This is a genomic window from Alistipes finegoldii DSM 17242, assembly GCF_000265365.1.
Taxonomy (GTDB): Bacteria; Bacteroidota; Bacteroidia; order Bacteroidales; family Rikenellaceae; genus Alistipes; species Alistipes finegoldii.
Window position 1 is genome coordinate 1,699,388 of record NC_018011.1, and the last position, 18,137, is coordinate 1,717,524.

Annotated in this window: 15 protein-coding genes; all 15 read right to left on the bottom strand. The window is 63.3% G+C overall.

Annotated elements, in window-relative coordinates; all coding sequences use genetic code 11:
* Positions 1 to 7 precede the first annotated feature (7 nt).
* On the bottom strand, positions 8 to 520 hold the full coding sequence (locus tag ALFI_RS07470; RefSeq protein ID WP_014775371.1) for a hypothetical protein: 513 nt from the start codon (positions 518 to 520) through the stop codon (positions 8 to 10).
* Between the two features lie 163 nt (positions 521 to 683).
* The gene (locus ALFI_RS07475) at positions 684 to 1,121 is read right to left on the bottom strand and encodes a DUF1893 domain-containing protein (protein WP_014775372.1); all 438 of its coding nucleotides are present in this window, start codon (positions 1,119 to 1,121) and stop codon (positions 684 to 686) included.
* Positions 1,122 to 1,492: 371 nt separating this feature from the next.
* Positions 1,493 to 3,700 carry an alpha-galactosidase gene (locus ALFI_RS07485; RefSeq protein ID WP_014775373.1) on the bottom strand — a complete coding sequence of 736 codons (2,208 nt, stop codon included), beginning with the start codon at positions 3,698 to 3,700 and terminating at the stop codon, positions 1,493 to 1,495.
* 275 nt (positions 3,701 to 3,975) lie between these two features.
* Positions 3,976 to 4,548, bottom strand: a complete 573-nt coding sequence (locus tag ALFI_RS07490; RefSeq protein WP_014775374.1) for a hypothetical protein — start codon at positions 4,546 to 4,548, stop codon at positions 3,976 to 3,978.
* Between the two features lie 11 nt (positions 4,549 to 4,559).
* On the bottom strand, positions 4,560 to 5,867 hold the full coding sequence (gene flxY, locus ALFI_RS07495) for a flexirubin biosynthesis putative acyl-CoA ligase FlxY (RefSeq protein WP_014775375.1): 1,308 nt from the start codon (positions 5,865 to 5,867) through the stop codon (positions 4,560 to 4,562).
* Positions 5,864 to 7,522, bottom strand: coding sequence for a C45 family peptidase (locus tag ALFI_RS07500; RefSeq protein ID WP_014775376.1), 1,659 nt, complete (start codon positions 7,520 to 7,522; stop codon positions 5,864 to 5,866). Before ALFI_RS07500 ends, flxY begins: the two co-directional genes overlap by 4 nt.
* Positions 7,519 to 9,018: a phytoene desaturase family protein gene (locus tag ALFI_RS07505; protein ID WP_014775377.1), complete on the bottom strand. Its 1,500-nt coding sequence runs from the start codon at positions 9,016 to 9,018 to the stop codon at positions 7,519 to 7,521. The genes ALFI_RS07500 and ALFI_RS07505 overlap by 4 nt, the downstream gene beginning before the upstream one ends.
* Before the next feature lies 1 nt (position 9,019).
* Entirely contained in the window at positions 9,020 to 12,862 is a 3,843-nt protein-coding gene (locus ALFI_RS07510) for a trifunctional MMPL family transporter/lysophospholipid acyltransferase/class I SAM-dependent methyltransferase (RefSeq protein WP_014775378.1), read from the bottom strand.
* Positions 12,855 to 14,009 carry a DUF2062 domain-containing protein gene (locus tag ALFI_RS07515; RefSeq protein WP_014775379.1) on the bottom strand — a complete coding sequence of 385 codons (1,155 nt, stop codon included), beginning with the start codon at positions 14,007 to 14,009 and terminating at the stop codon, positions 12,855 to 12,857. Before ALFI_RS07515 ends, ALFI_RS07510 begins: the two co-directional genes overlap by 8 nt.
* Positions 14,006 to 14,374 carry an ApeI family dehydratase gene (locus ALFI_RS07520; protein ID WP_014775380.1) on the bottom strand — a complete coding sequence of 123 codons (369 nt, stop codon included), beginning with the start codon at positions 14,372 to 14,374 and terminating at the stop codon, positions 14,006 to 14,008. Before ALFI_RS07520 ends, ALFI_RS07515 begins: the two co-directional genes overlap by 4 nt.
* Positions 14,375 to 14,392: 18 nt before the next feature.
* Positions 14,393 to 15,007 carry a flexirubin biosynthesis/transport protein LolA2 gene (gene lolA2 / locus ALFI_RS07525; RefSeq protein WP_014775381.1) on the bottom strand — a complete coding sequence of 205 codons (615 nt, stop codon included), beginning with the start codon at positions 15,005 to 15,007 and terminating at the stop codon, positions 14,393 to 14,395.
* Positions 15,004 to 15,690, bottom strand: a complete 687-nt coding sequence (locus tag ALFI_RS07530; protein ID WP_014775382.1) for a polysaccharide deacetylase family protein — start codon at positions 15,688 to 15,690, stop codon at positions 15,004 to 15,006. The genes lolA2 and ALFI_RS07530 overlap by 4 nt, the downstream gene beginning before the upstream one ends.
* Positions 15,681 to 16,721 carry a beta-ketoacyl synthase chain length factor gene (locus ALFI_RS07535; protein WP_014775383.1) on the bottom strand — a complete coding sequence of 347 codons (1,041 nt, stop codon included), beginning with the start codon at positions 16,719 to 16,721 and terminating at the stop codon, positions 15,681 to 15,683. The genes ALFI_RS07530 and ALFI_RS07535 overlap by 10 nt, the downstream gene beginning before the upstream one ends.
* The gene (locus ALFI_RS07540; protein ID WP_014775384.1) at positions 16,718 to 17,881 is read right to left on the bottom strand and encodes a beta-ketoacyl-[acyl-carrier-protein] synthase family protein; all 1,164 of its coding nucleotides are present in this window, start codon (positions 17,879 to 17,881) and stop codon (positions 16,718 to 16,720) included. Before ALFI_RS07540 ends, ALFI_RS07535 begins: the two co-directional genes overlap by 4 nt.
* Positions 17,878 to 18,132 (bottom strand): phosphopantetheine-binding protein, encoded by a 255-nt coding sequence (locus ALFI_RS07545; RefSeq protein WP_014775385.1) that lies wholly within the window; start codon positions 18,130 to 18,132, stop codon positions 17,878 to 17,880. Before ALFI_RS07545 ends, ALFI_RS07540 begins: the two co-directional genes overlap by 4 nt.
* Positions 18,133 to 18,137: the final 5 nt, after the last annotated feature.

Genomic DNA, 18,137 nt, shown 5'->3' on the forward strand with positions numbered 1-18,137 from the left:
ATTGGATTTATTTGCGTAACAGATAGTTGATAATCAGGTAACCGCCCGCCGCCTGCGCGAGCATGCCGGGAATCCCGATGCGGAAATCCTGCACGGCGGCGGCCGCCGAACCCGTGAAGGCCCATTCTCCCAGCGTACCCGCCGTCTGGTAGAAGAGCACCACGCCCGCCAGCAGCGGCAGCGTCGCGCGGCCGAACCGCCGTGCGGCGAATCCGGCGGCTGCGGCCAGCAGTACGGACTTGAGCAGAATCGCCGGCAATGCCGCCGCGGCGGGCATTCCGAACAGCGCGGAGTTGACCAGCGGCGACAGCACGGCGGTCAGCAGGCCCACGCGCCAGCCGTATTTGTAGGCTCCGACGAGCGTGAAGAAGTAGATCGGCAGCCACCGCAGGCCGCCCTGCGGCACCAAATGACAGATTTGGGGCAGGACGATGTTGCCTGCGACGAAGAGCGCCGCTGCGAGGTAGGTTTTCGCATCGCGGTAATCGAGCGAATAGAGTTTTACAGCCGTTGTTTCCATTTTGTCTTTTGTTTGTTCATATTCAAAAACAGTGCTTTTCGTGCGGTTTTTAAAAATCGAGGTTCACACTCCCGAAGAGCGTCGTCCGGGGCGTCGGGTTCCGGCGTCGATCCCGTCGCTGCGCCAGCGGAAAATCCCTGTGCCGGGCAGTAGCGAACCCTATCTATTCGTTTCGCTCCTGCATTTTGCGGATGAATCCTTCGATCAGCGGCAGACACTCCCCGGCCGTCTGCGCCTCGGCGCAGAGCCGCTCCACGGGACATATCCCGTCGTCCGCACGGTTGATGATATGGGGCACGGCGACCGTGTAGGCGACTGCTTTTCCCGCGGCGGCGAACAGGTCGAGGGCCGCACGGCTCACCACGTCGGCGAAAAGCTCCTCCACGCCGCCCAGAATCATCAGCGCCGCCGCGCCTTTGCCGACCACCTTGTCGGCCACGAAAGCCCCGTCGAGCAGCTGCGGCTCCTCGCGCAGCAGCCTGTAGAGGTCCTTCACGCCCCGTTCGCGGAAAATCCGCACTTCGTCCCCGTTGCGGACGACGCACGAACACTTCTCGGCGAACAGCAGTCCGACCGTCTGCTCCTTCTGTTCCTTCGTCATAGCGTATGCCGTTTTTTCGGGTCCGCACCGCTTTTTGCGGTCCGCCCGTAATTCCACATTGCAAAGATATTCGATTTCGCGTTATTGCCGGCTACCCCGATTACGGTTCGTCATACCATTTTTACGGAATCGTACGCCGGCGGCCGCAGAAGGGGTGTTTTTTCCGCCCGCTTCTGCCGTCCGATCCCGCTTCTGCCGTCCGATCCCGTTTCTGCCGTCCGGTTTCGCTTTCGCCATCCGGTCCCGTCCCCGCCGTTTTTTCCCGCTTGTGCCGTCCGCTTCTCCGGCCCTTTGCCGGGCGACGAAAAAGCCTGCGGCCATAACAGGGCCGCAGGCTTTCCGGAGCAGGCGCTTCTCCCCTTCGGGGAGCGCTATTCGGCTTCGAGCACGAATACGGCGCTGTCGTAAATTTTGTTCAGATTGGGGTTGATGCCCGCATGGTTGAGGTATTCGCCGGTGAAGGTGCCGCCGTCGAACCAGAACCGTTTCTTATCGACGTTCTGCTCCCTGATCTTGTAGCGGGTCTGCGCGTCGAGTCCGTAAAGCCGGTATTTCGGAACCAGCGTGCGGCTCTGGTAGAGGGTGCAGTAGGTGAACAGCACGGCTTTTTTCTTGTCTTTCGATACGTACATCACCCCGTAGTAGCCCGTATCGTCGTAAGGCGTGCCGATGCGGTAGAGGTCGCCCTCCATGACGATGTCGCGGTATCCCTTGTAGCTTTCGATGGCTTTGCGCGCGAAGGCCTTCTCCTCGGCGTTCATCTGCTTGGGCTGCAACTCCATGCCCAGACGGCCCGCGCAGGCCATGTCGAAGCGGAATTTGATCGGCGTGATGTTGCTGGTCTGGTGGTTGGGCGTGGCCGAGACGTGCGAGCCCATGACCGTCGCCGGGTAGAACAGGCTGGTGCCGTACTGGATGCGGGCGCGCGAAAGCGCTTCGGTGTTGTCGCTGGTCCACACCTCGTTGAAGTACTTCATCGCGCCGTACTCCACGCGGCCGCCGCCCGAAGCGCAGGCTTGGATCAGCACGTCGGGATATTTGGCGCGGATGCGCTCCATGACCTTGTAGAATCCCTGCACATAGTCGATCCAGAAGTGCGACTGCCTGTCTTTGGGCAGGAATTCCGATCCGGCGTTCTCCGCATGGCGGTTGGCGTCCCATTTGATGTAGTCGATGTTGGGCGAGAGCTTCATCGTGTTGTCGAATACCGAGAATACGAAGTCCTGCACCTTGGGGTTGGTCAGGTCCAGCAGCCACTGGTTGCGCATCCGGGGCATTTCGCGGTCGCCCGACCTGACGATCCAGTCAGGATGTTTCTCGGCCAGTTCGCTCTTGGGGTTGACCATCTCCGGCTCGATCCAGATGCCGAATTTCAGCCCTTTGCGGTGTGCGTGCGAAGCGATGTAGTCGATGCCTTCGGGGAGTTTTTTTGCGTTGATCTGCCAGTCGCCGAGTCCGGCGTTCGCATCGTTGCGCGGATATTTGTTGCCGAACCATCCGTCGTCCAGCACGAACATTTCCAGTCCCATGTCCGCCGCGTCGTCGATCATGTCCGTCAGGGTCTTGGCGTCGAACGTGAAGTAGGCGCCCTCCCAGCTGTTGAGCAGCGTCGGGGCGTACGTATGGCCGTGCCATACGCCGTAGTTGCGCGCCCAGTCGTGCAGGCTGCGGCTCGCGCCGCCTGCGCCCTCGAAGCTGTAGGTGTAGACCATTTCGGGCGTGGTGAACGATTCGCCCTTGGCGAGCGTGTAATCCGAAGCGTAGGGGTTGACTCCCGCGAGGATGTTGAGCACGTTGAATTCATCGACCTCGAAGTTGAGCCGGAAGTTGCCGCTCCATGCCAGCGCGCCGGCGATCACCTCGCCGTAGTTCTCGTCGAAGGCTTCGCTGTCGAGCGTGACCATGAAGGCCGGGTTCTCGGTGTGCGTCGTGCGCACCAGCTTGCGCGACTCGATGCTCTTCGAGCCGTGGGTGAGCAGCGTGTGGTCGGTCTGGCTCTCGCGCGCCCATGAGCCGTAGAGGTGGGTCAGCAGGTAGCTGCGCGCCTTTACGGGCAGCGACGACGAATAGAAGGCGTGCAGTACGGCGTCGCCCTTTTCGCGGTTGCGGATCACGGTGTGGGTCGTGATGACGTTCTCTTTGGCATAGGCCGTATAGACCAGTTCGACGTCCAGCGCCTGATTGGTGTCGGTGAGTTTGACGACCGTTTCGCTGACGTTCTTGTCGGCCAGCGTGCGCGTGGCGTGCGACACGTAACGCAGTTCGGTGTTCATGTCCCCGTCGGCGTGGGTCACGCGCAGCGCGGGTTCGCGGAAGTTGCGGCCGCCCATCGTCGAGTAGGCGAGGTTGTCGGTGCCGTGGTCCGTGCGGCGGTAGCTTTTGATGCCTGCGGCGGGCGATGCGTCGTCGATGCGTCCTCCGAAGTGGTGGAACAGCACTTCGCCGTTCGGAGCGACGCTCATGACCATCGAAAGGTCGTTGGTCCGGATGTTGATGACCTGCGGTTCGGCGGCCTTGGCGCCGGTGCAGACCATGCCCGCGAACAGGGCCGTGAAGAGCGGTTTCAGCAGTTTTTTCATAGGTTTGAGTCGGTTACGTTTAGGATAATGCGTGCACACGCGTACAGCGCATTTTCGTTGTGTGGGGATAAAGTTACGAAAAAAATTGCGTTGCGGTCAAAAAACCGCCGCATAATCTTTCGTTGTGAAACTTCCGGCCCGACCGGAACTCTTCCGCTGTTTCGTATCGAATTTCAATGGTCCGCCGTGCACGGCCTGCGCGGTTCCGGTTCCGCCGGGCAATGAAAAATCCCTGCACGGAGACGTGCAGGGATCGTTTCAGGACGGGACCTCTCCTACTTGGTCAGGTATTTTCCCTGTTTTTTGAGGGCGTTGTAAACCGAACCTGCCCAGTAGTTGCGCAGGCCGAAGCCGCCGGGCTTGCCGACCATGTCCATCTGGGTGATTATCTCGTGCGTCGCGGGATCGAACAGCACTGCGGTGTAGTAGCCCAGACCGTTGCCCTTGTCGAGCGTCGTGGCGACCAGCACCAGCCCCTTGTTGCCCGAACCGTTGTCGTAGCGGGCGACGATCTGCGGCAGCTGCGTCTGCCAGTCGGTTGCTGCGCTGCGGGGCGTGAACTGCTCTGCGGCCAGTGCGCCGAGCGATTCGTTGGCCTGCTCTACGCCGGTCGAGAGGATGTCGATGCCGGTGAACCCTGCCACGTCGTATTTCTTCGGTTCGCTCAGGAAGAGCCTGTTGATGGCTTCGAACGCCTTGATGAAGGCGCCCGGTTCCTCGTCGGCGCCTTTGACGTTGACGCAGCTGTAATCCACGCCGTAGAAATCGGCTGCGATCTTCTCTTTTCCCTTCTGGGCGTAGCCGCTGACTGCGACGAGGCACAATGCCATGGCCAGTAACTTTTTCATTGTCGGATTTTTTATTTGGTTTGTTCGCGTAAATCTACGAATTTAATTTGTTTCCGGCTAATCTGGGGCATCTGTTTTTTCGCAATGTACTCCACGGGTTCGAAAACCACCTCCGGGGCGACGCGCACTTTCGAGCGGAACGTGTCCTTTATCTCCTTTTCGAAAGCTTCGTCGCGGCGCGCGCTGCCGATGCGCAGCACGATCTGGTCGGTGCCCAGACTGCCCGTGAAGACCTCGATGATGTAGTTGCTCACGCCCGGAATGTTCTCCAGTATGTCGTACAGCGCGGGCGGATAGAGCGTCGTGCCCTTGAACTTGATCATCTGCCCCTTTCGGCCGATGACCGACGAAAGCCGCATCGTGCCGCGTCCGCAGGCGCACCGCTCCGTGTATCCGATGCAGATGTCGCCCGTGCGGAAGCGCAGCAGCGGCATGCCCCGCACGCCGAGCGTCGTAATGACGACCTCTCCCTCCTCGCCTTCGGCGACGGGGTTGTTCTGCTCGTCGAGCAGCTCCACCAGAATCAGGTCGGCCGGCACGTGGCCGCCGCAATGGTGCCCGCACTCGGTGATCGAGGTCTGCATCTCGGTCGAAGCGTAGGTCGAGAAGAGCTCCAGTTCAGGCCACAGCTCGGTAATCTTGGCCCCCAGCGTGTTGTTGCCGAAGGCGGTGTCGCGCAGCGCTTCGCCGATGCAGATCGCACGGCGCAGCGACGAGCGGCGGTAGTCGATGCCGTGCTCCTCGGCATAGGCGACCAGTTTTGTCAGGAACGACGGCACGACGATGCAGCCCGTGGGGCCGATGCGCCGTATGGTGTCCCACTGCAGTTCGGGAATGCCGTTCCCGACGCGGATCACGCCGCACCGGAGCTTCCGCGCGCCCAGAAAATAGGCCAGCCCCGCCATGAAGCGGCGGTCGATGGTGGTCATCAGCTGCAGCACGTCCTCCGGCGTGCATCCCGCCGTGGTGAAGGATTCGGCTTCGTTGTAGGCCAGCCGGTCGAGGTCCTCCTCCGTGAGGGCGAACGTCACCGGGTCGCCGAGCGTTCCCGAAGTGGTCACGTAGTCGATGATGCGGCTGCGGGGTACGCAGATGAAATCCTGCGGGTGGAGCTGCAGGTCGGTCTTGGTGGTCACCGGCAGCCGCCGCAGGTCCTCCTGCGTGCGGATGTCGCCCGGACGCGCGCCGCAGTGGTCGAACATGCGCCGGTAGTAGGGTGAATTTTCGTACAGATAGGCGATCTCTTCGCGCAGGCGTTCCTGCTGGAACGCGGCGATCGCATCCGCCGATGCGAATTGTATTTCCGGATTTCTTATCATGGCTTACATTCCGATTTTAGTCTTTCAACCGCTTCCCGCTCGTCGGTGCGCGGGATTCCGCTCTGCAGCGCCTTGTCGAAGCATTGCGCCGCCCGGAGGTCGTCGCCCTGCGAGCGGTAGTATTCTCCCAGCAGTTTCCATGTGTGGAAATTCTGCGGATTGGTCCGTTCGAAACGGTCGAGCGTCGCGGCGTCGGCGGCGGTCTCTTCCCGCATGGCTTTGCGGATTTCTCCGCCCAGCCGCCTGTATACCACCACGCGCGGATAGTCGTGCGCGAGGTAGGCCGTGTCGGCGGCTATCTCCTGCGCCGCGTCGCAAAGCTCTGCGGCCGGATCGGGATCGCGCATGACGGCTCCCAGATCGTAGCAGATATAGGCGCCGCCCTGCCACGGCGAGGTCGAAACCCACATTTTCAACGCCGAGGGCCGGAATACGACCGAGTGGTGGGCGATCGACTGGTTGACCGAGCAGTCGTTTCCGACGCCGATGTCCGCGCCGCCTTCGCCCCGCTGGTCGCGCAGCATGGCCACGGCCGCCTGAGGTGTGAGCGGCGCGTTTGCCGCCGTCAGCTCCTCCAGCCGTGCGAAGCGGCAGGGGCTGTCCGTCCGGGCGAGGTTTTCGAGGTTGTATTCGTCGCCGGCCAGTTCGGTCGACTGGTAATGGTTCGTGCAGACGAGGTATTCGCCGCCGCTTTCGTACAGGGCGGTCTTGCGGGGCGTCTTCTCGATGATTGCGGCCCTTCCGTCGCGCGCCGATGCGACGAGCAGCGATTCGCTGACGAAGGTGTCGCGGCGGCGGGCGATTTCGAGGGCTTCGCCGATCGTGGCCGCATGCTGCAGGATTTCGCGCGCGAGGATCGAAATCGGGGTCGCCGCCGAGAGCGGAACGGGACCTTTGGCGGCGTTGATCGTCACGGTCAGCCCCTTGTCGTTCATGCCCGACAGTACGCCGATCATCCCGGCCCAGCCGATGCTGACGAAAGGGTGCCCGGCCTGCGGACGGCAGAAGGTGACGATTTTGTGGCGGGCGAAGTCGTCGCCCATGTAGAAGTCGAAATTGCGGCCGACCACCAGCTCCCCGTCGGCGCTCATGCCGCCCCATGCCGCGAACGAACTGCACCCGACGAGCATGTACTGGCTCATGGCGTGCCCGATGTCGTGCGCCGCATGGTAGTTGAGCTGACGCTCGTAAGGGGTGCCTATGGCGTCGAAGTCGTGCGAGCAGTAGAGCGACCGGGCGTATATCTCGCGCCGGTACTCTTCGGGGACGTGCCGTCCCAGATTGCGGTTGAAGATCACGATCAGGCCCCGCAGGAACTTCAGGTAACCGTCCGAAGGGATGAATTCGCGGATCTGGTCCACGAAAACCTGCTCCTGATAGCGCATCAGCCCGGCCGTGAGCGCTCCAGCCGCCGCTCCCGACTCTTCGGGCGACCCGGCCGTGTAAAGCTCCCAGAGACCGTATCTGTTATGGCGCAGGAAACTTCCGCGGCACGAGGTGTAGCCGCCGTGGTCCGCGACGCGGTAGGCCGCCGTGTCTACGGTCATCGCGGGCGGCTCCATGTCGGCCGTGAGGTAGAGTCCCCAGAGGAACGCCGCCGCCAGCAGCGGAAGCGCAAGGAGCGTGATGAGCGTGTATTTGAGAAATCGTTTCATGCGTCGCCTATTTTTTTAGCCAGATATTCCGTGCCCAGCAGCTCGGCGCAGGTCGCCGCCGCCGAGAGCGTTACCCCGATCGCGCCGTGAACCGTCAGGTTCTGCCCCGTGAGCAGCAGGTTTTCGAATTTCGTCCGTACGGGAATGCAGGTCGCCATGACGTTGCGGCAGTCTTTCTGCAGGCCGTAGGCAGCCCCGTGGGGGATTCCGGTGTAATGCCGGTAGGTGAGGGGCGTGGCCGCGTACGTCTGTTCGATCGCCGCCCGCAGGCCGGGCAGCCGCTCGCAGACGAAGTCCGTCAGATGCTCCGCGACGGCCGTTTTCAGGGCCGTATACGCTTCGGGACGGCGGCCCGGCGCCGATCCGCTCCATGCCGACCAGATGTCGGTGGCGATCGGGGCCATCAGCGTCACCACTTCGCTCCATGCCGGATCGGCGCACGGCGGCTGCGCGCTGAACAATACCATTTTCGGACGCATGGCCTCCGTGTCGAAGAGCGTATCCCAGACGTCTCCGCCCTCGGCGTAATAATAGAGGTTGCGGTTGATATAGGGAAAACTTTGCGGCCGGAGCAGCAGATACACCGAGAAAAGGCCGTACGTGCCCGGCATGGCGGCCATCCGGTCGCGGAATGCCGGGCGCAGAACCGGCGTCGGCCCGATCAGGCCGAACGTCGCCGCGGGATGGATGGCCGAAATGACGCTCTTCGCCCGCAGTATCCTGCCGTCGGCGAGTTCCACGCCCGTGATGCGCCTGCCTTCGGTATGGAGCGCGCTTGCCCGGCATCCGGTGAGGATCGTACCGCCGTGCTCGCGGATTCTGGCCGCCAGCGCGTCGGCGATATGCTGCGTCCCGCCGGCGAAACGGCAGGCGCCTTCGATGTTCGAATGGTTTATCATGGCGTGGTGGTAGAGCGGCGAACGCTCCCGAACCCCGCCGTAGAGGGGGTTGGTCCCGGCCAGAACGCTGCGCAGCAGCGGGTCGGCGACGCATTCGCCGATGAACTCCGCCGCCGATGCACCGAGGTATTTCACCCCGCCGGACGACAGCCGTCCCGAACGGTGCACTTCAACGCCTATGCTGTCTCCTATCTCCCTGATTTTGTCGCAGTAGCGGGCGATTCCCGCCGCTTCGCGCGGGAAGAGGGAGGTCAGGTGCCGCCGGAATTCGTCGTAGCCGTGCATGTAGGCGAACTCTCCGGCTCCGCCCGGCGATACGATGTCGAACGCTTCGTCGAGCGGCCGTATTTCGAGCGAATCCCCGATGCCGAAATAGTCGAAATAGCGGCGCATGATGCCGCCCTGCTGCATGCTGCCCACGTAGTGCATCCCCGTGTCGATGGAATGGCCGCGGCGGCGGAACGACTGCAGGCAGCCGCCGGGGACCGCCGCCTGTTCGACTATGCAGACGCCCATCCCTTCGCGGCTCAGCATGACGCCGCATTCCAGTCCGCCCAGCCCGCTGCCGATGACGATTATGTCGAACTCCTCCTGCATCTTATTCCGGTCGGGTCAGTATGTAAACCGTATTCGACGTGTGCGCGTCCGTGTGCGCCGCGTGGATCTCCAGCCCCAGCCTGCGGGCCGTCTGCTGCAGTTCCGGCGTCGAGGTGAAGTGCAGCTCGCCGTCGGTCTTGTTGAATCCGACGATCTTCGTGGACCACACTTCGGTCATGGCCGTCGTCTTGTGCCGTTCGGCCTTCCCCGCGTCGCCGTCGCGGATGATGATCCGCCCGCCCGCCTTGAGCCGCGCCGCACAGCGTTCGATCAGCCCGCGCTGCTCTTCGGGCTGCATGTAGTGCAGTACGTCGAGCAGCAGGAACGCATCGGCTTCGGGCAGCTCCGCCGTGCGCAGGTCGGCGTGGACGAACTCCGTTTCGGGCCGCCGCAGGAAGCTGTGCCGCGCCGTTTCGATCTTCTCCGCGTCGTAATCCACGCCCACGATGCGGCGGCGGTCCGAGAGCATGGCGAGCATGTAGCTCAGCGGTCCGTATCCGCAGCCGAGGTCCACGACGGTCCCTTCGCGCGGCACGATGCGGTCGAAGAGCGTGTAGCACTTCTCCAGCCGTATCTTGACCCGCATGTACCACTCCAGCACGGGGCCTTTGTAGGTGTAGCTTTTGATGAGCATGTCGCGGAAATAGGGGTTGCAGGGCCGGTTGTAGGTCTCGTAGAGTTTGCGGTACTCGCGGCGCATCTGGCGGCATGCGGACTTGGCCTGCGCGGAGTAGTCCGCGGGGTCGCCGCAGGCCGTGCGCGGCAGGATGCGGCTCACGACCAGTCCGTGCTTGATGTAGATGGGCTGGCGTTTGGACGAGATCATGCCGTTGCCGTAGAGACATATCGGCAGGATGTCCAGTCCTAACTCCGCCGCGAGGTAGAAGGCGCCCTTGTGGAAACGCTTGATCCTGCCGTCGGCCGAGCGCGTGCCTTCGGGGAAGACGATGACGCTGTAACCCTCTGCGACCTTCTGCGCGAGCGCGGGAGCGAGGCGTTCGTACCCGTCTGCGGCGTGGTAGAAGCCCAGATAGCGGACGATGCGCCCGAAGACCGGCGAACGCCACACCCAGCCGTTGGTCACCATCACCGCCTTGGGGCAGATGCTCAGCAGTACGAGGATGTCGATGAACGACTGGTGGTTGGCGATCACCACCGCCGGTTCGGCGAACGTTTCGCCCGTGTCGTTCAGGCGTATGGTTTTGGTGGTGACCATCGCCCGCAGGAATCCCCGCGTCATATGGTGGATCGACCACTGCACGATGCGCTGCTTGCGTCGTCGCGCCATCGGCAGCGGCCAGAGCGTGAAGATCAGCGCCTGCAGCAGCTGGCATCCCGTCACGAACAGCCCGAATGCGTAGAGGGTGTTGATGAGGCTGCCCAGCGTGTAGGGCGCGCCGCCTTTTTCGGTCTGCGACGAGACGAGCATCCGGAACAGCACGGGCTGTACGGTGTAGGATACCAGCACCACGGCGACGATGCCGAAGAGCGAGATCAGTGCCAGCGAATGGAGCGCCGGATGCCGCGCGAAGATCAGCGCTCCGAGTCCCACGACGACCGTGAAGGCCGAGAAGAAGATGGCCGTCTTGTGCGTGTCGAGCATCCTGCGCCCGGTTTTGTATTCGCTCAGCAGTCCGTCCATGATGAAGATGCTGAAGTCGTCGCCGATGCCGAATATGAAGGTCGAGAGGATGATCGTCACGATGTTGAACTCGATGCCCAGCATGGCCATCAGTCCGAGGATGATGACCCACCCGACGGCCATCGGCAGCAGCGACATGAGCGTCAGTTCGATCCGGCCGTAGCAGAGGAACAGCGCCGCGGTGACCAGTATCGACGAGATCGAGAGTATCAGGTAGAAGTTGCGGTTCACGCTCCGCGCCATTTTCCCGGCGTAGAACGCCCGGTCGGCGGCTACGATGTCGTCCGTCGCCGAGAACGCCGCGTATACCTCGTGCTTGCAGCTGTCAGCCAGCGTCACATGGCTCAGGAAGATGGGAGACTTCTCCTGTCCGTCGATCCACTCGCGGAATACCTCGCGCGCCGCCGCGGACGCGTAGTCGAGCGGGGCGTACTCCTTTTCGGCCAGCTTCAGTGCGCCGTCGAACGCGCCGTCGGCGAAACCGTAGCGTTTTTCCGCCTCTCGAATCCCCGCGCGCACCGCTTCCCGCCGCTGCGGAGTCCAGAACCGGCGCCACCGCTCCAGCCGCCGCTGCTGTTCGGCGCTGTCCACCACGAACGATGCGATGCCGGCGTGGGAGTCGATTTTCCCGGCCTGTTTGAGCGAGTCGAGCCGCCGGCCCATGCGCAGGTAGCTCGCGACGGCTTCGCCCGGCGTGTCGGCCGTGGTAATGAAGAGCACCTTCGACCGTTCGCCGTCTTCGTCGGTCAGCCTGCTCAGCCGCTGCTGCGCGGCGGCCAGCCGGGGCGGGTCGTAGTTCAGGTGCATCATGTCGCTGTCGAAGCCGATGCGGTTGAAGAAGAAGAGACATATGAACGTGAGCAGCAGGATCGCCGCCACCAGCGGGCGGTTCCGGTCGGGACGCATTCCCGTGAGCCGTTCCACCCGTTCCAGCACGGCGGACCCCCCCCCGCGTTTCTCCTTACGGATCAGGTGGGGAAGCAGCACCAGACTGAAAAGCGTCGTTCCGACCAGCGTCAGCGATGCGAACAGCCCGAAGTCGCGCAGCAGCTGCGAATCGGTGAAGAGCAGTCCCGCGAAGGCGCCGATGGTCGTTATGCTGCCGATGGTCAGCGGATAGGCCAGATCGCGGATGATCTGCCGCGGGTCGTGGCAGTGGTTCGCATGGCAGAGTATGTGGATCGAATAGCTCAGCGCGATGCCCATTACGACGGTCCCCGCACCTACGGCGATCGACGAAATCGTATGGCACGTCAGCGACATGAGCGCCAGCGCGAACAGCGCGCCGCCCGCCACGGGAATCAGGGCCAGCAGGACCGCGAACTTGTTGCGGAACGAGAGGGTGATGAACGCCACGATGATCAGGATGGCGACGTTGAGCGTCAGCATCATGTCGCGCTTGATCTGGCGGGCGTTGTAGGCCGCCACGGCGGGTCCGCCGTAATAGTCCGCCGTGATTCCTGCGGCGGCGTATTCGGCGTTCAGCTCCTCCAGCGCCGACTCGATCCGCTCGATCAGCCGGTCGCCGACGCCCGTGTCGCCGCTCTGGTAGTTCGGTGATATGAAGACCAGCAGCGTGGTCATGTCCTTCGAGAAGAGGTAGTCGTCGCAGAGCGTGTAGTTGCCTCCGATGTTCAGCTCCTGCAGCTTGCCCAGCGCGCCGAACGACAGCCCCAGCGGATCGTCGTAGATATATTCGTCGATAAATCCCCCGACGGGCGACAGCAGGCGGCGGTAGTTGCCCTCCATCGCCTGCGCGATGCCCCGCGGGGTGACGAGCGTGTCCATGCGGGCGTAATCCGCTTCCGAAAGCAGCAGCGGCAGGTTGCCCTGCAGGAACGACCGCATGCCGTCCGCCAGTTCGCTGCCGAAGGTCGCTTCGACTTCGGCATAACGCCTGAAAAGCGTGTCGGCGTTGAGCCGCGCCGCCAGCGAATCGGCGCAGGCCATCATCTCGTCGGTCTTGTCGGCCGCATCCTCGCCGGCATTTATCATCACGGCGATCTTGTCCTTGATCTTCAGGTTCGAGAACGCCGCGGCCGCCTTCCGCTCCCCGTCGGGGAAGAATCCGGTGATGTTCTCGCTGAACCGCAGCCGCAGTGCGGCTGAGGCCATCGCCACGACCAGCACTCCCAGCAGCGCATAGAGCAGCGTGCGGCGGGATTCGAAGAAGTCGTACAGGGCGATGAAGAACTTATTCATGGCGGGGCGTGCGTTTACAGAAGACGAGCAGGGCGTAGCTGACCGCCGCGGCCGCGACCGCGCATACGGCGGCCATGACGAAACTGCCCACGACGTACTGGAACATGTCGGCGGCGGCCCTTTCGAGCGTGATGTCCGACAGCGACAGCGGCATTGCGCGCCGCAGTACCTGCGCGCCGGTCCAGTAGCTGCCGTAGAGGATGAAGGGGATCATCGGCGGGATGCTGATGTTCGAGCTGAGTATCGCCACGGCCTTGTTGAGCCGTGTGAAGTGGGCCGTAACCCCCGCCGCGATCATTTGGTAGCCCCACAGCGGGGCGATGCCGAAGAAGATCCCCAGCCCGATCGAAGCGGCCAGCTGCGGATTCGAATCCCGCGAACGGGTGATGTTGTCCGCCACGAAACGCCGGATATTCTCTTTGGTGAGCGAGCGCAGGAACCGCCACGGATAGTAGAACAGCAGGGCGCCCAGCACGAGGAACGTGTTGAGGATGCTGATGCGCGTGAAATCCTTGCCCGGCCGGAAGTGCGTTACGCGTTCGTCCTTTTCGGGGTAGAAGACGTTGACGGGGATGTTGCGCACGGCGATTCCCCGCCATGCGGCCCGCACCAGCACCTCGACTTCGAATTCGTAGCGGCGCGTCAGGAACCGCATGCCCTCCATCCGCCGTACGGGATAGAGCCGGAATCCCGACTGGGTGTCGTCGAGCCGCATGCCGGTCTCGACGCGGAACCAGAAGTTCGAGAATTTGTTGGCGAAGGTGTTCTTGCCCGGCATGTTGTCCGAGCGGAGGTTCCGGGCGCCTACCAGCAGCGCGTCGGGCGTCTTTTCGATCTCTTCGACGAACTTCGGGATGTCCGACGCGAAGTGCTGTCCGTCCGAGTCGATCGTTATCATGTAGCGGTAGCCGTGTTCTTCGGCATAGCGCAGTGCCCGGCGTATGGCGTACCCTTTGCCGCGGTTCGGGGCGTAGGAGATGGTCCCGACGCCCTCGGCGGCCAGTATCTGCGCCGTCGAATCGGTCGAGCCGTCGTTTACGACCAGCACGTGCGCGCAGTAGCGGCGCACGTCGGCGATCACGCGGGCGACGGTTTTTTCGTTGTTGTAGGTCGGGATCACCGCCAGTATGTCGTTCCGGTCGTTCATGGTTTGGGGGTGGCGGTCGCCTTGAGTTTGAGGACCGTTTTTTCGTTGTTCGTGACGACGCAGGTCACTTTTTTCGCCGCCGTGCCGTCGTCTGCGAGGCGGATGTCTATGTCGAGCAGAGTGTCCGCCTGCGGAACGATCATGCCGAGGAACTTGCATTCGCGGATCGCCGTGAAGCGGTGCCTGCGTCCCGTGCCGCGCTCCAGACACTCCCGGACGATCTGCAGCGTGCAGACGCCCGGCAGCACGGGGTTGCCGGGGAAGTGCCCTGCGTAGACCGGATGCGCCGCATCGAGCCGGACCCGGAACGCGAGCCGGTCCTCTGCCGAGAGGTAGTTGTCTATGTCGCTGAAGAGTTTCTGCATCTGAGTCGGGATCGGAGGTCAGGGGTTGAATTTCGCGGGATCGACCGCGAGGTTGAATCGTTTGTCGCGGAACTCGTAGACCGAATGTCCGCCTTCGGTTTCGTTCAGCTCCATCCGGTCGAGCGTCATGTTCTCCAAGTCGAAGCGGAGCGTGATCGAGTCGATGTATTTGCGGGCGCGGCGCGACAGGGGTACCATCCGTACGGTCCCCGCGCCCTCCGTTTCGTCGTAGCCGATCTGCCACCCCTCGCCGAACTGCGAGAGGTCGCCCGTCATGCTGGCGCGGATCATCAGCGCGACCTGCTGCAGCATGGGATTGGCCGAGGTGGCCGTTTCGGTCACCTGCCCGGCGGTCCTGAGGATGATGCGGTCGTCGCGGATGATGACTTTGTCGCCCGCAGGCACGGTGTATTCGAGCGCCATGGCTTTGGTGTTGTCGTAGTAGAAACGGCCTTTTAGCTCGATTTCGCCCTTCATCCGGCGCACCTGCCGGTGCTGCGTGAAGTCGCACTGAATGGTCTTGTTATCGCGGCTGGCTTGGGCGAGCCGCTCCCGGAACGAGTCGGGCAGCTGTCCTTGGGCCGTCAGCGCCGACAGCAGCGCAAAGGGAATTAGCAGGGAGGCTATTTTCATGGTTTTTCGATTTTAAACAGTTCGCATACGGTCGCCGTGCCGTAGCCGCGCCGCTTCAGGTCGTCGAGAACCAGCCTTAGCAGCCGATCCGCGCCGGGACGGTCGTCGTGCAGCAGGATCACCTTGCCGTCGCCCAGCCGGCGGGCTATGCGCTCCGCCACGGCTTCGCGGCTGCGGCGCAGAAGCGTGTCGAACGAGCGGACGCTCCACCCGATGCAGCGGCTCTGCGTCCGCTTCACGGCCCGCGCCACCATCGGGTTGGTGACCCCGAACGGCGGCCGGAAAAGGTGCGTCTCCACGCCGGCGATCTGCCGGAGCGACTCCCTGCACCGCAGGATGTCGGCCGTCATCGCCCAGCTGCTCCGCATCGGGAACCCGGCTGCGTGCTCCCAAGTGTGTATGCCTGTATCGTGCCCTTCGGCGGCGATGCGGCGCACCAGTTCCGGATGCCGCTCGGCCTTTGCGCCGACGAGGAAGAACGTCGCCCTTACGCCCCTCTCCCGGAGCAGGTCCAGCACGCGGGGCGTCATCTCCGGGTCCGGTCCGTCGTCGAACGTCAGCGCGACGACCCGTCCCGCGGCCCGGTTGCGGCACAGCGTGCGGACGTACGCCCCCAGCCGTATCTGGTAGGAGCAGTAGAACAGGACGAATCCCGCGGCGATTATGACGGCGGCTACATACATGTCAGTTCCATGGCCGATTCGGTGCGGCCCGAAAAGTCGTTGTAAAGCGTGATCTTATGCCCGGCGTTCTCCGCGACCGCCTGCCGGAATACCTCGGCGATCGCTGTAAAGTGCGGCTTGACGCCAGTTTGCGAAGCCCGTATCGCCCGGCCTTCGGACGTTTCCGCGCCGGATTCCCCGACGCAGGCGTTTTCGTTTCCGTATGCCTTTCCGGAGGGGTTTTCGGTATGGTCCTTTTCCCTGCCGCTCTCTCTTTCGTATCTCTTTTCGCAGGTCGCTCTTGCGTATGCTTTTCCGCCGGCTTCGCCTTCGTGTGCTTTTCCGTCGGGGTCTCTTTCGTATGCCTTTCCGGAGGGGGCTTCGGCGCGGGACTTCTCTTCTCCGCCCGTCTCTCCGTTTGTTTCTCCGCCCGCCGGATATCCGCCGTCCGCCGCCGGAGTCCCGGCCGGGATGCGGATTCCCGTGATTTCGGCGACCGAACAGTCGAACCGCTCGGCCGTCAGCACGAAGAATACCGACGATTCGCCCCATCTCCCCTCCTGCGCGACGCGGAGCCGCTGCAGAACCTTTTCGACCGAGGGCGTCGTCTCGTCGAATGCGCCGACCAGCACGGCCTGCGACCAGCCCGCGCCGATGCGCAGTGCGGCGTCCGTAAGCGCGTTCTCGAAACTCGTCCAGCGGTGGACGTAGGTGGTGTTGTAACAGTGCAGTCCGCGCAGCAGGGCGATCTGCGCGCCGACCGTGTTGAAGGTCGACTGGATGAACGGTGTGGGGTTGAGCATCGTCTCATCGCCTGCGATCAGCCCGTCGAGGAATTTCTCGCTGTCAGCGATGCATCCCAGTCCCGTCGCGGTGATTATCGCGTCGATCGGCGCCCGTGCGCCGAATTCCAGCAGCGATTCGATGCCGGCGGCCACGCCCGACTTCACGACGCGGCTCATCCGCCGCCGCAGATTCATTTCGGGAATCAGAACCTTGATGTCGCTGCGCAGCTCCGCGCCCGATGTTATGCAATTGACGTATACCTTCATTTTGCGAATATCAGTGAGGAACAGTTTCCGCCGAACCCGAACGAATTGGACAGCACCGAATTTACGGCTGCGGATTCCGTCTCCGCGACGGGCCGCAGCCCCAGCTCCGGAATCGGCTCCGCGAATCCGGGATTGCCGTAGCGCAGTCCGTGTCCAATGGCCAGCGCCGATAGCACGGCTTCGATGCCGCCGGCCGCGGCCAGCGCGTGCCCGGTGAAGCCCTTCGTCGAACTGAACGGCGGCACCTGCTCGCCGAACAGCCGCCGCAGGGCGATGCCTTCGGTCAGGTCGTTGTTCGGCGTCGCCGTGCCGTGTGCGTTGATGTAGTCCACGCGCTCCAGCCCGCTCCGGGCCAGCGCTTCGGCCATGGCGCGGTACGCCCCCTCGCCCGTCTCGGACGAAGCGGTCTGGTGGTGGGCGTCGTTGGCGTTGGCGTACCCCGCAAGGCGGCAGTAGGAGCGCATGCTCGGTTCTTCGCGCGCAAGGACGACATATCCCGCCCCTTCGCCCAGATTCAGCCCTGCGCGCGTGGCGTCGAACGGGCGGCACCGCTCCGGGTCGAGAATCGAGAGCGAGTTGAATCCGTTGAGCGTGAAGCGGCACAGTGCGTCGGTGCCTCCGGCCACGACATAATCGGCCATGTCGTTTTCGAGCAGCAAGGCTCCGGTGATGACGGCGTTCGCGGCCGACGAACAGGCCGTGCTGACGGTCGCCGTGTAACCCGTGATGCCGCAGTACTCCGCGATCCGGCGGGTGCTGTCGGCGCAGTCGTGCCCCGCCACTGAGCGCAGGCGGCCTCTGCCGTTGTCCGACCTGAAGTCGCGGTAGAAGTTCTCCGTGAGGTCCATGCCGCCGACCGAAGTCCCCGAAACGAGTGCCACGCGCGCCGCGGCGGGAATCGCCGCATCGGCCACGGCCTGCGCCGCGGCGATCATCCCCAGCAGGGCCGTGCGCGAAGGGGTCTCACGCGCCGGGATGCCGAGCAGTTCGCCGAGCGCCCGGTTGTCGCGCAGGACCTCTCCGACGGGCACGTCGACGGCCGAACGGAAAAGCGTCGGCTTCCCGATCCCGCTGCGTCCGGCCCGCAGGGCCGCCAGCGTCTCCCCGGCCCCGTTGCCGAGTGCCGAGATGATCCCTATGCCCCGGACGGCTATGTTCATTTGCGGTTTTTACGGATATAGTCGGCCAGCGTGGCGACCGAGTGGAATATCGGTTTGGCTTCGGCCGGGTTGGCCAGCCGGATGCCATAATGTTTTTCGAGCAGGAGCGTGATTTCGAGGGCGTCGATCGAATCCAGTCCGAGTCCTTCGCCGAACAGCGGCGCGTCGGTGGCGATCTCTTCGGCGTTGATCTCCTCCAGATTCAGCGCTTCGATAATCTGCTGTTTGAGTTGCAGTTCCAGATTTTCCATCGTAT

Excerpts from the sequence above, each read along its gene's own strand:
- ALFI_RS07490 (WP_014775374.1), bottom strand. The coding sequence starts at position 4,548 with ATGAAAAAGTTACTGGCCATGGCATTGTGCCTCGTCGCAGTCAGCGGC.
- ALFI_RS07500 (WP_014775376.1), bottom strand. The coding sequence starts at position 7,522 with ATGAAACGATTTCTCAAATACACGCTCATCACGCTCCTTGCGCTTCCG.
- ALFI_RS07530 (WP_014775382.1), bottom strand. The coding sequence starts at position 15,690 with ATGTATGTAGCCGCCGTCATAATCGCCGCGGGATTCGTCCTGTTCTAC.
- ALFI_RS07540 (WP_014775384.1), bottom strand. The coding sequence starts at position 17,881 with ATGAACATAGCCGTCCGGGGCATAGGGATCATCTCGGCACTCGGCAAC.
- ALFI_RS07475 (WP_014775372.1), bottom strand. The coding sequence starts at position 1,121 with ATGACGAAGGAACAGAAGGAGCAGACGGTCGGACTGCTGTTCGCCGAG.
- flxY (WP_014775375.1), bottom strand. The coding sequence starts at position 5,867 with ATGATAAGAAATCCGGAAATACAATTCGCATCGGCGGATGCGATCGCC.
- lolA2 (WP_014775381.1), bottom strand. The coding sequence starts at position 15,007 with ATGAAAATAGCCTCCCTGCTAATTCCCTTTGCGCTGCTGTCGGCGCTG.
- ALFI_RS07520 (WP_014775380.1), bottom strand. The coding sequence starts at position 14,374 with ATGCAGAAACTCTTCAGCGACATAGACAACTACCTCTCGGCAGAGGAC.
- ALFI_RS07545 (WP_014775385.1), bottom strand. The coding sequence starts at position 18,132 with ATGGAAAATCTGGAACTGCAACTCAAACAGCAGATTATCGAAGCGCTG.
- ALFI_RS07505 (WP_014775377.1), bottom strand. The coding sequence starts at position 9,018 with ATGCAGGAGGAGTTCGACATAATCGTCATCGGCAGCGGGCTGGGCGGA.
- ALFI_RS07470 (WP_014775371.1), bottom strand. The coding sequence starts at position 520 with ATGGAAACAACGGCTGTAAAACTCTATTCGCTCGATTACCGCGATGCG.
- ALFI_RS07515 (WP_014775379.1), bottom strand. The coding sequence starts at position 14,009 with ATGAACGACCGGAACGACATACTGGCGGTGATCCCGACCTACAACAAC.
- ALFI_RS07535 (WP_014775383.1), bottom strand. The coding sequence starts at position 16,721 with ATGAAGGTATACGTCAATTGCATAACATCGGGCGCGGAGCTGCGCAGC.
- ALFI_RS07510 (WP_014775378.1), bottom strand. The coding sequence starts at position 12,862 with ATGAATAAGTTCTTCATCGCCCTGTACGACTTCTTCGAATCCCGCCGC.
- ALFI_RS07485 (WP_014775373.1), bottom strand. The coding sequence starts at position 3,700 with ATGAAAAAACTGCTGAAACCGCTCTTCACGGCCCTGTTCGCGGGCATG.